14 protein-coding genes are annotated in these 14,337 nt (G+C 64.9%); 12 read left to right on the forward strand and 2 right to left on the reverse strand.

Annotated features, from left to right (window positions below):
* The first annotated feature begins 11 nt into the window (after window positions 1–11).
* Window positions 12–599 (forward strand): GNAT family N-acetyltransferase, encoded by a 588-nt coding sequence (locus LB568_RS23870; RefSeq protein ID WP_013892456.1) that lies wholly within the window; start codon window positions 12–14, stop codon window positions 597–599.
* A 181-nt stretch (window positions 600–780) separates the two neighbouring features.
* Here LB568_RS23870 and LB568_RS23875 read toward each other — a convergent pair whose 3' ends face one another.
* Window positions 781–1,644, reverse strand: a complete 864-nt coding sequence (locus LB568_RS23875) for an endonuclease/exonuclease/phosphatase family protein (protein WP_224731401.1) — start codon at window positions 1,642–1,644, stop codon at window positions 781–783.
* A gap of 128 nt (window positions 1,645–1,772) precedes the next feature.
* Between LB568_RS23875 and obgE the strand changes: the two genes are divergently transcribed.
* The 5 genes from obgE (at window position 1,773) to LB568_RS23900 (ending at window position 7,438) form a co-directional block, all read left to right on the forward strand.
* Window positions 1,773–2,804, forward strand: a complete 1,032-nt coding sequence (gene obgE, locus LB568_RS23880) for a GTPase ObgE (RefSeq protein ID WP_224731402.1) — start codon at window positions 1,773–1,775, stop codon at window positions 2,802–2,804.
* A 3-nt stretch (window positions 2,805–2,807) separates the two neighbouring features.
* Entirely contained in the window at window positions 2,808–3,944 is a 1,137-nt protein-coding gene (gene proB, locus LB568_RS23885) for a glutamate 5-kinase (protein WP_140573031.1), read from the forward strand.
* Between the two features lie 3 nt (window positions 3,945–3,947).
* Entirely contained in the window at window positions 3,948–5,234 is a 1,287-nt protein-coding gene (locus LB568_RS23890; protein WP_224731403.1) for a glutamate-5-semialdehyde dehydrogenase, read from the forward strand.
* A 205-nt stretch (window positions 5,235–5,439) separates the two neighbouring features.
* Window positions 5,440–6,072, forward strand: a complete 633-nt coding sequence (locus tag LB568_RS23895; protein ID WP_224731404.1) for a nicotinate-nucleotide adenylyltransferase — start codon at window positions 5,440–5,442, stop codon at window positions 6,070–6,072.
* Window positions 6,073–6,139: 67 nt separating this feature from the next.
* The gene (locus LB568_RS23900; RefSeq protein WP_013892462.1) at window positions 6,140–7,438 is read left to right on the forward strand and encodes an MFS transporter; all 1,299 of its coding nucleotides are present in this window, start codon (window positions 6,140–6,142) and stop codon (window positions 7,436–7,438) included.
* Here the strand turns inward: LB568_RS23900 and LB568_RS23905 are convergent, their stop codons facing one another.
* On the reverse strand, window positions 7,439–8,290 hold the full coding sequence (locus LB568_RS23905) for a mechanosensitive ion channel family protein (protein WP_224731405.1): 852 nt from the start codon (window positions 8,288–8,290) through the stop codon (window positions 7,439–7,441).
* 241 nt (window positions 8,291–8,531) lie between these two features.
* On the opposite strand from LB568_RS23905, the gene rsfS reads away from it, so the two are divergent.
* The 6 genes from rsfS to LB568_RS23935 all read left to right on the forward strand — a co-directional run bounded on the left by rsfS (window position 8,532) and on the right by LB568_RS23935 (window position 14,275).
* Complete coding sequence (gene rsfS, locus LB568_RS23910) at window positions 8,532–8,909, forward strand: ribosome silencing factor (protein WP_023777607.1); 378 nt, start codon at window positions 8,532–8,534, stop codon at window positions 8,907–8,909.
* Between the two features lie 70 nt (window positions 8,910–8,979).
* Entirely contained in the window at window positions 8,980–9,462 is a 483-nt protein-coding gene (gene rlmH / locus LB568_RS23915; protein ID WP_140573037.1) for a 23S rRNA (pseudouridine(1915)-N(3))-methyltransferase RlmH, read from the forward strand.
* A 166-nt stretch (window positions 9,463–9,628) separates the two neighbouring features.
* Window positions 9,629–11,017 carry a murein hydrolase activator EnvC family protein gene (locus LB568_RS23920; protein WP_013892466.1) on the forward strand — a complete coding sequence of 463 codons (1,389 nt, stop codon included), beginning with the start codon at window positions 9,629–9,631 and terminating at the stop codon, window positions 11,015–11,017.
* A 1-nt stretch (window position 11,018) separates the two neighbouring features.
* Complete coding sequence (locus tag LB568_RS23925) at window positions 11,019–12,350, forward strand: S41 family peptidase (RefSeq protein ID WP_023777611.1); 1,332 nt, start codon at window positions 11,019–11,021, stop codon at window positions 12,348–12,350.
* A 177-nt stretch (window positions 12,351–12,527) separates the two neighbouring features.
* Window positions 12,528–13,709 (forward strand): divergent polysaccharide deacetylase family protein, encoded by a 1,182-nt coding sequence (locus tag LB568_RS23930; protein WP_224731406.1) that lies wholly within the window; start codon window positions 12,528–12,530, stop codon window positions 13,707–13,709.
* Window positions 13,710–13,759: 50 nt separating this feature from the next.
* Complete coding sequence (locus LB568_RS23935; protein WP_224731407.1) at window positions 13,760–14,275, forward strand: RNA pyrophosphohydrolase; 516 nt, start codon at window positions 13,760–13,762, stop codon at window positions 14,273–14,275.
* The last annotated feature ends 62 nt before the right edge of the window (window positions 14,276–14,337 follow it).

Below are 14,337 nucleotides of genomic sequence, written 5' to 3' on the forward strand. Positions count from 1 at the left end.
AGGACTTTCAAATGGTTGCCGAAGCGGAAGACACCGAAGACGAAAGTTACGCGATAGACTGCCCGGTGCTGGTCACCGAGCGGCTGGTGATGCGGGCGCCCTGCGAAAACGATGTCGCGCAACTGGTGGAGCTCGCCGACAACCGCCATGTCGCCGAAATGCTGGCGCGCATGCCGCACCCCTATGGCGAGGCCGAGGCACGCGCCTTCCTCGCCATGACCAAGTCGCGCCGCGCCGGCATCGTCTATGCGCTGACGCTGGCCGGCACCGACACCTTCGTCGGCTGCGCGGGCTTGAACACCACCGATCGCGGGCTGGAGCTCGGCTACTGGATCGGCGAGCCCTATTGGAAGAAGGGCTATGCGACCGAAGCGGCCCACGCGCTGGTCGATCTCGCCTTCCAGAAGACCTCGATCCAGGTGCTGCATGCCTCGACCCGGGTCATCAATCCGGCCTCGCGCCGGGTGATCCACAAGTGCGGTTTCCAGTATGCCGGCCAGGGCATGCTGAATTCGATCGTCGCCGGCCAGGTGCCGGTCGAGCGCTATCGGCTGGATCGCAAGACCTGGATCAGCCTGCGGAACTGGGTGCATTTCTAGATGGGGCGATATTCAGGTGAGGCCGGCCTGCAAACGATGGTTTTCTGCGCTTCCGGTGCTCACGGACTTCATGTCCGCTCCGCTCCGGTTCTCGGAAACCATCGTTTTCGACTCGGCCTGACCTGAATCTCGCCCCATCTCGGCGCGTGCCGCAAACCAAAGGTTTTGAACGAAGCCTAAGTCAGCCCAGTTCGGCCCAGACGGGCAAATGGTCCGAGCCGACCGCTTGGCGGTCGACCCACAGGCGCTTCAGGAATCGGGCAAGCGAGGCGCTGGTGAAGATATAGTCGATGCGCTTGTGGCGGCTGGCATCCTCGGGCCGTTTGGGATCGACCCAGGTGGCGAGATCGGCCACATCGAGGCGCACAGCGGCATCGACGGCAAAGTCGGCGGTCAACGGCATGCCGAATTCATGGTCCGGGCGGCCGGCGAGTTCGACATATTCGGGCGAGCCGGCCAGCATGTTGAAATCGCCCATGCCGACAAAGGCTTCCGGATGCGGCAATTCCGGCAGGCCGATCTCGGCGACGCCGGACAATGCTCCGCCTTCGAGCGCGTAATTCAACAGGCGCTGGCGCAGGAACTGGATCTGGCTGGCGCGTTCGACCGGACTGCGGTGATCGAGATGGATGGAATAGAAGCGGATGAAACCGAGCGGCGTCTCTATCAGCGCTTCCAGCGCGCCGCGTTGGAAGTTCATCATCTCGAAGCTGCGGCTGCGCGGCAGAAGCAGGTTGCGCGACAAATGAATGGGCGTCTTCGACAGCACCATGTTGCCAAGCTGGAAGGTCGTGGTGATGGCGCGCTCATCCTCGATACGCGAACCGATATTGGCCTCGAAATTGCTGCCATAGACGGCAAAGTAGTCGGGCAGCGCCTCGCCGATCTCGGCGACCATGTCACGGCCGCCGTTCCTCGGATTGTTGCGGGTGACCTCCTGCAGCGCGATGACGTCGGCGTCGCGCACGGCCTCGGCGATGCGCCCGACATCGTACTGCCCGTCGAGACCGACGCCGTACTGGATGTTGTAGGTTACAAGCTTCATTCCGCCATCTCCGGCCAACCCCATGCGGCCATTGTCACAAAACGGCCTCGCCCTTGGCCGCGCCTTGGTTTAGAGCAAGGCCTAAGGTTTAGAGCAATGCCGCAAGGCCAATAAAGAAACTGCGATCCATGAAATTTCTCGATCAAGCCAAGGTCTATGTCCGCTCCGGTGACGGGGGCGCCGGTTCGGTGTCGTTCCGGCGCGAAAAATTCATCGAGTTCGGCGGGCCGGACGGCGGCGATGGCGGGCGTGGCGGCGATGTCTGGCTGGAAGCGGTGGACGGGCTGAACACGCTGATCGACTATCGCTACCAGCAGCATTTCAAGGCCAAGACCGGTGTCCATGGCATGGGCCGCAACATGACGGGGGCCAAGGGCGCCGACGTCACGCTCAAGGTGCCGGCCGGAACGCAGGTGTTCGAGGAGGACAACGAGACGCTGATCTGCGACCTGACCGTCGTCGGCCAGCGCTTCCTGCTCGCCAAGGGCGGCAATGGCGGCTTCGGCAACCAGCATTTCAAGACCTCGACCAACCAGGCACCGCGCCGCGCCAATCCCGGCCTGCCGGGCGAAGAGCTCAACATCTGGCTGCGGCTGAAGCTGATCGCCGATGCTGGCCTTGTCGGGCTGCCCAATGCCGGCAAGTCGACATTTCTGGCCGCCGTCACCGCGGCCAAGCCGAAGATCGCCGACTATCCGTTCACGACGCTGCATCCCGGCCTCGGCGTCGCCCGCATCGACGCGCGCGAATTCGTCATCGCCGATATTCCCGGTCTCATCGAAGGCGCGCATGAAGGCGTCGGCATCGGCGACCGCTTCCTCGGCCATGTCGAGCGCACGCGCGTGCTGCTGCACCTGGTCTCGGCGCAGGAAGAAAATCCGGGCAAAGCCTACAAGACCGTGCGCGCCGAGCTCGATGCCTATGGCCATGGCCTGATCGAGAAGGCCGAGATCCTGGCCCTTTCGCAGGTCGATACGCTGGACGCCGATCAGCGCAAGAAGAAGGTCGCTTCGCTGAAGCGCGCCGCCGGGCGCGCGCCGATGCTGTTGTCCGCCGTCACCGGCGAAGGTGTCGAGGCGGTGCAGCGCGCCCTGATGACGGTGATTGCCGAGGCTCGCGCGCAAGCTCTTCCCGTGGTCGAGACGCGCTGGGAAAAGTAAGGCATGCAGTCGCTCAGGAAATACCGGCGCATCACCGTCAAGATCGGCTCGGCGTTGCTCGTCGATCGCGCGGCGGGCCTGAAGCGCGACTGGCTGGCCTCGCTTGCCGACGATATCGCGGTGCTGGCCAATGGCGGCGCCGAAATCCTCGTCGTGTCGTCCGGCGCCATCGCGCTTGGCCGCACCATCCTCGGCCTCGGCAAGCGTGCGCTGAAGCTCGAGGAAAGCCAGGCCGCGGCCGCCGTCGGACAGATCGCGCTCGCCGGCGCCTGGTCGGATGCGCTCGGCAAGGGCGCCCTGAAGTCCGGCCAGATTCTCTTGACCCTTGGCGACACAGAGGAACGCCGCCGCTATCTCAACGCCAGGGCGACGATCTCGACATTGCTCAAGATGAAGGCGGTGCCGGTCATCAACGAGAACGACACGGTCGCCACCTCCGAAATCCGCTATGGCGACAATGACCGGCTGGCCGCGCGCGTCGCCACGATGATGGGCGCCGACCTCCTCGTGCTGCTCTCCGACATTGACGGGCTCTACACCGCGCCGCCGGCGCGCGACCCGCAAGCCAAGTTCATCCCCGTGGTCGACCGCATCACATCCGATATCGAAGCCATGGCGGGAGCCGCCGCTTCCGAACTGTCGCGCGGCGGCATGCGCACGAAGCTCGATGCCGGCAAGATCGCCACGGCCGCCGGCACGGCGATGATCATCACATCGGGGACGCGGCTGTCGCCGCTGATGGCGATCGAGCGCGGCGAACGCGCCACCTTCTTCCGGCCGAGCGCCAATCCGGTCAAGGGCTACAAGACCTGGATCGCCGGCCAGCTCGAGCCGGCCGGCCGGCTGACGGTCGATGCCGGCGCCATCGGCGCGCTGCTGTCCGGCAAATCGTTGCTGCCGGCCGGCGTCAAGCTGGTCAGCGGCAATTTCTCGCGGGGCGACACGGTGGCGATCCTGTCGCCAGAGGGCCGCGAGATCGCGCGCGGACTGGTTGCCTACGATGCCGCCGATGCCGTAAGGATCGCTGGCCTGAAGACAGCCGAGATCGAAACCATTCTCGGCTACGAAGCGCGTTCGGCGATGATCCACCGCGACGATTTGGTGGTCAATCACGCCGGAGACGACACAAGCGGAGGATGAGCCATGCTGAAACTGCATGAAAAATCCGGGGACGACACCGTGGCGCTGATGGCCGATATCGGCCGCCGTGCCCGCGCTGCCGCCCGGCCGCTGGCCATCGCCACCACCGCCGCCAAGAATGCCGCCCTCCTCGCAATGGCCAAGGCGATCGTCGCCCGCGAGCAGGAGATTCTCGACGCCAACGCCATCGATGTCTCGAATGGCCATGAGTCCGGGCTATCCGCTTCCTTCATGGACCGGCTGAAGCTCGATCCGGTGCGTATCCATGCCATGGCCGAAGGGATTCGCGAGATCGCGGAACTCAAGGATCCCGTCGGCGACGTCATCGCCGCCTGGGAGCGGCCGAACGGCCTGCAGATCGAGCGCGTGCGTACGCCGCTCGGCGTCGTCGGCGTCATCTATGAGAGCCGCCCGAACGTGACGGCGGATGCCGGCGCGCTCTGCCTCAAGGCCGGCAATCCGGTGATCCTGCGCGGCGGCTCGGATTCGCTCAATTCGTCTTCCGCCATCCACGCCTGCCTTGTCGAAGGCCTGAAGGCGGCCGGCCTGCCGGAAGATGCCATCCAGTTGGTGCCGACCACCGACCGCGCCGCTGTCGGCGAGATGCTGAAGGGGCTTGGCGGCACGCTCGACGTTATCATCCCGCGCGGCGGCAAAAGCCTTGTCGGGCGGGTGCAGAGCGAGGCACGCGTGCCGGTCTTTGCCCATCTCGAAGGCATCTGCCACCTCTACATCGACCGCTCGGCCGATCTCGACATGGCCGTCAGGATCGCCGTCAACGCCAAGATGCGGCGCACCGGCGTCTGCGGCGCCGCCGAAACGCTGCTGGTCGACCGCGCGGTGGCGTCCACGCATCTGGTGCCGATCCTGGACGCGCTGCGCGCCGCCGGCTGCGAGATCCATGCCGATGCCGAAGTGCTGAAGCTGTTTTTCGACGCCAAGCCGGCTGATGATGCCGACTGGGTGACCGAATATCTGGACGCCATCATCGCGGTGAAGCTGGTCGACGGCGTCAGCGGTGCGATCGACCATATCGAGACCTTCTCCTCGCATCACACGGAGGCGATTGTCGCCGAGGATGCACCAGCGGTGGAGCGGTTCTTCAATGAGATCGATTCGGCGATCCTGCTGCACAATGCCTCGACCCAGTTCGCCGATGGCGGCGAGTTCGGAATGGGCGCCGAGATCGGCATCGCCACCGGCAAGATGCATGCGCGCGGACCGGTCGGCGTCGAACAGCTGACATCGTTCAAATACCGCGTGCGCGGGTCGGGACAGGTGAGGCCTTGACGATTTTTGTCGTTAGAGCGTGAAGCGTTGCGCCCAGGCACCCCCCTCTGTCCTGCCGGACATCTCCCCCGCAAGGGGGGAGATTGGCTGGCATTTCGGATTTCGCCAATCTTCAGCGCTGCAAGATTTACCTCTTCGCCGAAATTGCTGATCTCCCCCCTTGCGGAGGAGATGCCCGGCAGGGCAGAGGGGGGTGCCTAGCGCGATGCTATCTCCTTCCCCACCCCCAGCACCCTCTGCCTACCTCAAAATGCCGCATGCCGAAAAGGGACTGGCCGTCGGTCTGTTCGGCGGTTCGTTCAATCCGCCGCATGCCGGCCATGCGCTGGTCGCCGAGATCGCGCTGAGGCGCCTGGCGCTCGACCAGTTGTGGTGGATGGTGACGCCGGGCAATCCGCTGAAGAACACGCGCGAACTGGCGCCGCTGACCGAGCGGCTGCAATCGTCGGAGCGGATCGCCAAGAACCCGAAGATCAAAGTCACCGCCTTCGAGGCGGCGCATCATGTGCGCTACACCGCCGACACGCTGGCGCTGGTCAAGGCGCGCAATCCCGGCGTCGATTTCGTCTGGATCATGGGCGCCGACAGTTTGCGCGACTTCCATCACTGGCAGCGCTGGCGCGAGATCGTGCTGACCTTCCCGATCGCGGTCATCGACCGACCGGGGGCGACGCTGTCGTTCCTGTCGTCGGTCGTGGCCAAGACCTTCGACTATGCCCGCGTCGACGAGGGCGATGCGCCGCGGCTTGCGCGCATGAAAGCGCCGGCCTGGACCTTCATCCACGGCCCGCGCTCGTCGCTGTCGTCGAGCGCGATCCGCCGGATGGCAAAGGGATAGGGTCTCGCACCGCCGATGTCGCTTTTGCGGGGGCTTTTCGCCGCGAAGTGGGCGATCTTGTCTGAACATGGCCACTCTCGCGAAGCACCAGACCACCATTGATCCGGAGCAGGGCAGCGCGCCGACGCCGCTGATCGCGATCGCCAGCGTCATCGTTTCGATGGCGCTGATCGCCATAGGCAACGGGCTGATGTTCGCTTACATACCGGTGCGGCTCGGTGCCGAAGGTTTCGACCCGACCTGGGCCGGGTTGATCGTCACCGGCCTGTCGGCCGGCGGTCTCGCCGGCTGCATCCTGACCGGGCCGCTGGTGCGCAGGGTCGGTCATGCCCGTGCCTTCATGGTGCTGTCGGCGCTGATTGCGCTGTCCAATGCCGCCATCGGCGCCGGACCGCATCCGCTGCCGTGGATCGGGGCACGCGCCCTCTACGGCTTTGCCATTTGCGGCCTGTTCATCGTTGCGCAGAGCTGGCTCAACGACGCCATCGGCAACGCCATACGCGGCCGGGTGATGGCCTTCTTCTACGTCGCCTATGTCGCCGGGCTCGGTGTCGGCTATGCGGCGCTGGCTTTCATCGACATCAAAGCCGCGGATGCGCCCTTGATCGGCATCGCCTTCACCGCCCTGTCGATCCTGCCCGTCGGCATGACGCGGCTGGCGCAGCCGCCGGCGCCGCAGGCAGCCTCGGTGGCGCTGCGCCGGGCGTGGCGGATTTCACCGGTCGGCGTTGCCGGCATGCTGGCGGTCGGCGGCCTGTCGATGTCGATTTCCGGCTTCGCGCCGATCCATGCCACAGCCAAGGGCTACAGCCAGGCCGATGTGGCGCTTTTGCTTTCGGTGATGCCGCTTGGCACGCTGATCCTGCAGCTTCCGCTCGGCTGGATCTCCGACCGCACCGATCGCCGCTATGTGCTGATCGGCGCGTCGGCGCTGGCTGCGGCGGCGGGCATGCTTGCGCTTGGTTTCGACGGCGGTGCGCTGGCGGCGCTGCTGGTGATCTATGTCTTGTGGGACGGCGCCTCGGAATCGATCTATTCGCTGGCCAGCGCGCACGCCGCCGACCGTGCCGGCAAGGACGACATGGTGGCATTGTCCAGCTCGCTCCTGTTTGCGTGGTCGCTGTCGGGCTTCATCGTGCCGGGCATCGTCACGGCGTTGTCGGCCGTCTTCGGGACGCAGGCCTTCATCTATGTGGCAATCGTCATCGCCTGCGCCTTCTGCCTGTTCGTGCTGCTGCGCGTGTTCACGACGCGGCCTGTGCCGGCCACCGAGACCGGCAGCTTCGCGCCGATGACGGCGCAGGCGCCGCTGCCGGTCGAACTTGCCTATGCGCCGGACGAACAGGGCTGGCCTCGAAGCAATTGATTATTGCCGGCGGGCTTCCGGCGCCGGTGCTTCCGGTGCCGGCAGCGGGATCGATATGCCTTCCTGGTCGAACTCCTGCTTGGCGCGCTTGGTGAGATCGGCCTGGGTGGCGAAGAAATCCGCTGACGATGTCCAGTAGCGCAAGGTGATGGAGACGGTGCTGTCGCCCAGTGCCGCAACGAAGGCGATCGGTGCCGGCTGGCGCTTCACGCGACGCTCAGCGGCAGCGATCGCCAGCAATGCCTTCTGGGCCCGATCGATATCGTTCCACGAGCCGATGCTGAGCGTGATGTCGGCACGCCGGACGCCGTTGCGGGTGAAATTGCGCACCGGCTGGTTCCACAGCGTCGAATTGGGCGCCAGGATGTAGACGCCATCGGCGGTTCTGAGCTTCGTGGCGAACAGCCCGATTTCCTCGATCGAACCGGCGATGGAGCCAACCTCGACGGATTCGCCGATGCGGAACGGCCGCAGCGCCAGCAGCATGATGCCGGCGGCGATGTTCTGCAGCGTGCCTTGCAGCGCCAGGCCTATGGCCAAGCCAATGGCGCCGAGCGCGGCGATGATCGACGCCGTCTGCACGCCGAACTGGCCGAGCACCATGATGACGACGAGGACCAGAATGGCGTAGCGCACGATCTTGGAAAGGAAATGCCGCAGCGTCTGGTCAAAGCCGTGAATATGCCCGAGGCCGGCAAAAATCGAGCGCTCGGCGAGGCCGGCGATGATGTAGCCGACCACCAGAAGGATGACCGCGCCGATGGCGGAGAACGAATAGGAGACGATCAGCGTACTCAGCTGCGCCAGGCCGGCCTGGACGGTGAGAAGGGTGTCTTGCGGGTCGATCGGCATGGCGGGATTCCGGTTGGTCGGTCAGCCGATAACCGCGGCTGGACGCCTGGGTTCCGATCTTTTTGCCTGCCGCACGGAACAACCGAGCGCCCAGCGAGTTCGCGTGAGTTGGGGTTCCGTCTTGAAACTGCAACGGAACTCTGCCTATCTAAGTGGTGTCACCCGCTTTTGGGGTGATTTGGTTGTTCTTGCTGCGAAAGGAAATACACTGAGAACAGCACTGCGGAAGAAGGCCGATATCGTGCCTTCGCCGGCCAGGATCAGCGTAGACGACGCCGTGTCCCGTGCCATCAAGACAGTCCTTGCCAGTCTGGAAGACTCCAAGGCCGAAAATATTGTCTCAATCGACATTCAGGGAAAATCGAGCCTCGGCGACTACATGGTCGTCGCGTCGGGCCGATCGCACCGTCATGTCTCGGCTGTCGCCGATCATCTCCTCAAGGCGCTCAAGGATGCCGGGCTCGGCACGGCGCGCGTCGAGGGGTTGTCCGGCGCCGACTGGGTCCTGATCGATTCGGGCGATATCATCGTCCATGTCTTCCGTCCCGAAGTCCGCGAATTCTACAATCTCGAAAAGATGTGGCAGGCGCCGGATCTCGAGGAAGAGACCCTTCACTAAGCTGCCCTGTGTCGTCGCCCAGAACCGGATTTCCTTTGGGTGAGATGCATTGGCGGCTTATAGAGGCGGGATGAAGATTTCAGTTCATGCCGTGGGCCGAATGAAAGCCGGCCCCGAGCGGGAGTTGGCCGAGCGCTATTTCGAGCGCTTCGCCAAGAACGGCCCTGCCGTGGGGCTCGAATTCGCCGGCGTCACCGAGATCGCCGAGGGCCGTGCGCAGGGCGCCACCGAGCGCCAGCGCGACGAAGCTTCCAGGCTGCAGGCGCAGCTGCAGCCCGGCACGGCGCTGATCCTGCTCGACGAGCGCGGCAAGAGCCTTTCCTCGCAGGATTTCGCCAATCGCATCGGCCAGTTGCGCGATGGCGGGCGCAAGGCGCTGGTGCTCGCCATAGGCGGCGCCGACGGCCACGACGCGTCGCTGCGTGAGCAGGCCGAACTGGTGGTCTCGTTCGGCGCGCTCACCTGGCCGCATCAGCTGGTGCGGGTGATGCTGGGGGAACAGCTCTACCGGGTGGCGACGATCCTGTCGGGCCACCCCTATCACAGATCCTGAAAGCCGCCGCTCCGCACCGAATTCCGCCCCAATGCCGCGCAAGATCGCAGTCGGAACCGCTTCCCTTGTGCATGTCGTTGTTCCAAAAGCACCGCGCAACTTTGGGCGACACGCGTTAACATGGTTGATGGTTCGTTAACGAAGCCGCAGATAGAGTCGATCGCGAATGTCTGAAGGCTGGAAATCGACACTGAGTTTATCGACAAGGGGCTCGTCGACAGGGGGTTCTTGGCGCGTGCGCTGCGGCATCGCGGCGGCGGCGATCCTTCTGTCGCTCCACGCGGCGCGGGCCGAGAACACGCTCGACATGGCTCCCGATCCGGACCAGAGCCGCGCCGAATACGAACAGGTTTCCAAGGAAATAACGCTGTCGTCGGAACGGCTGGCCAAGCTTGCCGCCGACATCGCCGCGGTCAAGAAGGACCACGCCTCGATCACGGCCGCGTTGATCCAGTCGGCGATGACCGAACAGAAGCTCGGCCAGGACATCGAGGATATCGGCGCCAAGCTGGAGGGGCTGAAGAGCCAGCAGCAGAAGATCCGCGCCTCGCTCATGGCACGACGCGACGTGCTGGCCGAAGTGCTGGGTGCCTTGCAGCGCATGGGGCTGAATCCGCCGCCAGCGATCCTGGTCAAGCCGGAGGACGCGCTGTCGTCGGTGCGCAGCGCCATCCTGCTCGGCGCCGTGGTGCCGGAATTGCGTCAGCAGACCGATGCCCTGCTGGCCGACCTCAAGGAACAAACCCGGGTGACGGCCTCGATCGAGGCCGAACGGGCGCGGCTGACGGAGGCGGTCGGCGAGCAGGCGGCGGAAAAGAAGCGGCTGGGCATGCTGCTGGAGGCCAAGCAGAAGCTCGAGGCCGACACGCAGGCGCAGATGGCCGCCGAGCAGCAGAAATCCGAGGCGCTCGCCGCCAAGGCCAGCAGCCTGAAGGACCTGATCGCGTCGCTCGAAGCGCAGGCCGAGAAGACCCGCAAGGCCGCGGATGCCGCAAAGGCAGCCAGTGCCGACCAGACTGGTAACGATAAGACGGGTGACGACAAGCCGGGTGACGACAAGACCGCGTCCCTGGCGGCTCTGCCCCTTCCCGAAGGCAACCGGCTCACCGCGACGGCTCCTTTTTCGGCGCTGCAAGGGCAGATCGCGCTGCCGGTAACAGGCCGAATCAAACGCCGGTTCGGCGCCGATGACGGTAGCGGCGCCTTGATGCTTGGCGACATGCTTGCGACACAATCGGGAGCCATCGTCACCGCTCCGGCGGATGGGAATGTGCTTTATGCGGGGCCGTTTCGCTCCTACGGTCAACTCTTGATCCTCAATGCCGGCGACGGTTATCATGTCGTTCTGGCGGGGATGAGCAGAATCAGCGTCGTGACTGGCCAGTCGGTGCTCGCAGGAGAGCCGGTCGGCGCGATGGGAGAAGCCCGGGTGGCGAGTACCTCGGTTTCGAAGAATGGAAATGCCACGCCGGAACTCTATGTCGAGTTCCGTAAGGATGGAAAACCCGTCGATCCGGCCCCATGGTGGGCGGACCGTTTTTCTGGAAGGACGTGAAATGATGCGGAAACTGTCGCTTCTGTTTGCCGGTGCGCTGATGGGCGCGTCCGCCATGAGCCTTGTTTATGGCGCTCCTGGCTCGTCGGCGAACGCTGCGGGGTCGGAGACCTACAAGCAACTCGCGATCTTCGGCGACATCTTCGAGCGCGTGCGGGCACAATATGTCACGCCGCCCGACGACAAGTCGCTGGTCGAGAACGCCATCAACGGCATGCTTTCCTCGCTCGACCCGCATTCCTCCTACATGAACGCCGAACAGGCGCAGGACATGCGCGTGCAGACCAAGGGCGAGTTCGGCGGCCTCGGCATCGAGGTCACCATGGAGAACGACCTGGTCAAGGTGATCACGCCGATCGACGACACCCCGGCCGCCAAGGCTGGCGTGCTGGCCGGCGATTATATCGCCAAGATCGATGGCGAAGAGGTTCGTGGCCTGACCCTCAACGACGCGGTCGACAAGATGCGCGGCCTGGTCAACACGCCGATCAAGCTCACCATCCTGCGCCAGGGCGCCGACAAGCCGATCGAGCTTACGGTGGTGCGCGACATCATCAAGGTCAAGGCGGTCAAGTTCCGGGTCGAGAACGACATCGGCTACATGAAGATCACCTCCTTCACCGAAAAGACCTATGACGACCTCGAGAATGCGATCGACACCATCAAGAAGCAGGTGCCGGACGACAAGCTCAAGGGCTATGTGCTCGACCTGCGCCTCAATCCGGGCGGCCTGCTCGACCAGGCGGTGAGCGTGTCCGATGCCTTCCTCAAGCGCGGCGAGATCGTCTCGACGCGCGGACGCGATCCGAAGGACGTCACGCGCTTCGACGCCAAGCCGAAGCAGACCGACGACATCAACGGCAAGCCGATGATCGTGCTCGTCAATGGCGGCTCGGCCAGCGCTTCCGAAATCGTCGCCGGCGCGCTGCAGGATCTGCGCCGCGTCACGGTGGTCGGCACACAGTCCTTCGGCAAGGGTTCGGTGCAGACCATCATTCCGCTCGGCGAGAATGGCGCGCTCAGGCTGACGACGGCGCTTTATTACACGCCGTCGGGCAAGTCGATCCAGGGCAAGGGCATCACGCCCGACATCAAGGTCGACCAGCCGTTGCCGCCGGAACTGCAGGGCAGGGACCTGACGCGCGGCGAATCCGATCTCAAGGGCCACATCAAGGGCGCCGACGAGAGCAAGACCGGTTCGGGCTCGGCCGCCTATGTGCCGCCGGATCCGAAGGACGATCTGCAGCTCATCTATGCCGAGCAGCTGCTGCGCGGCCAGAAGACCGATCCGGCCTTCCCGCCCAATCCGGAAAAGGCCGTGCTCAACCAGTAGTGGTTTGGCCGGCCAGGTCTGGCCGCCTGAACCAAGCAATGCGATGCTGCCGGGACCCTTGGGTTCCGGCAGTTTGATTCGAGCAGATGCGGCGCCAAGGGGTGCGCCAGGATTGATGAATTCGCGCAGGTCTTCTCGAAGTGCTCCCTTCGGAACCATGCGCACCGGGGACAGGACTTGGCTGATATCGGCAAGGACATCGAACGCCCGCTTGGACAGACCGTCCGGGTGCCGCGCGCCGCCGGCAAGATCAGCGCGGGCGTGGTCGCCTCAGCCATTGTCGTGCTGGCCGTGGTCGGCGTCTCCGGCGCGATCGCGCTCAGGGAAAAGCCGTTTCGCAAACCGCAGGAGGTTGCCGTCTCGACGCCGAAGGTGACGGCGGCTGCCGAACCCGCCGCCGCGCCTCCAGCCTTGGCGCCGGCCGCCGTCCCGAAGGCGCAGACGCCAGCCAAGACGGGCGGCCCGCAGATCATCCATGTCCAGACGGAAGAGGGCGATGGCCCGCCCAAGGCGGGGATCGTCATTCGCGATCCGTCGAGCATCGGGCAGAACCTGAAGATCGCGCATCTTCCCGACAAGGCGCTGATCGAAGCCAGCGAGACCGGGCCCTTGCCGATGCGCGCCGCCGATGGAAGGCGGCCATTCGACGTCTATGCGCGGCCCTGGTCCGGCGCGCGCGGGGCTCGCGTGGCGATCGTCATCGGCGGGCTCGCGGTTTCGCAGACCGGCACCCAGGCGGCGATCGCCAAGCTGCCGCCGGAGGTGACGCTGGGCTTTGCCCCGCAGGGCAACAGCATCGGCCGCTGGATGCAGGCCGCCAGGCAGGGCGGCCACGAGATCGTCATGCAGGTGCCGCTCGAACCGTTCGACTATCCCGGCGTCAATCCGGGCCGCAACACGCTGACAGTGGCGGCAAGTGCCGACGAGAACCTGAAAAGCCTGCACTGGGCGCTGTCGCGGACCACGAACTATACCGGCGTCATGAACTATATGGGCGCCCGTTTCTCGGCCGACGCGACGGCGATGGGACCGTTCATGGCCGAGCTCGGCAAGCGCGGCCTCGCCTATATCGACGACGGCTCGTCGGCGCGCAGCCTCGCACCGGACCTGGCGCTGAAGGACGGCGTGCCCTTCATCGCCGGCGATATGGCGATCGATGCGGTGCAGGATCGCGGCGAAATCCTGAAGAAGCTCGACAGCCTGGAAGCGACAGCGCGGGCCAAGGGCTTTGCCGTCGGCATCGGCTCGGCTTTCGACCTGACGGTCGACACGGTGTCGTCCTGGGTGGCCGAAGCCAAGAAGCGCGGCATCGAGATCGTGCCGATTTCAGCGGTGGCCATCGATCCGCAAAAAGGCTGACGATCCGCTGACCGCAACAAACCCACTGGAACGACCGGAGAGAGCGTCAGATGGCCAAAAAGATCGACCGCGAAACGCTGCCTTATCGCCCCTGTGTCGGGCTGATGATCCTCAACGCCGAGGGCCTGGTCTGGGTCGGGCACCGCATTGCCGAACCCGACAGCGAATTTGCCGGCACCACGCAGCTCTGGCAGATGCCGCAAGGCGGCATCGACAAGGGCGAGGAGCCGCTGCAGGCTGCCGAGCGGGAGCTCTATGAGGAGACCGGTATGCGCAGCGTCTCGCTCATTGCCGAGGCGCCGGACTGGATCAACTATGATCTGCCGGACCATCTCGTCGGCATTGCCTTCAAGGGGCGGTATCGCGGCCAGGCGCAGAAATGGTTCGCCTTCCGCTTTCATGGCGAGACAAGCGAGGTCCAGATCAATCCGCCGCCGGGCGGCCACACCGCCGAATTCGACAAATGGGCATGGCGGCCGATGCAGGACTTGCCCGACCTGATCGTGCCGTTCAAGCGCCATGTCTATGAGGATGTGGTGGCGGCGTTCCGGCACCTGGTGGCATAGAATGACGGGAGGCAGCGCGGTTGCCGCGCGGGTCCTGCGGTCCTATTGATGTTTGTCCGCCA

Source organism: Mesorhizobium sp. B263B2A (assembly GCF_020165775.1).
Lineage (GTDB): Bacteria > Pseudomonadota > Alphaproteobacteria > Rhizobiales > Rhizobiaceae > Mesorhizobium > Mesorhizobium opportunistum.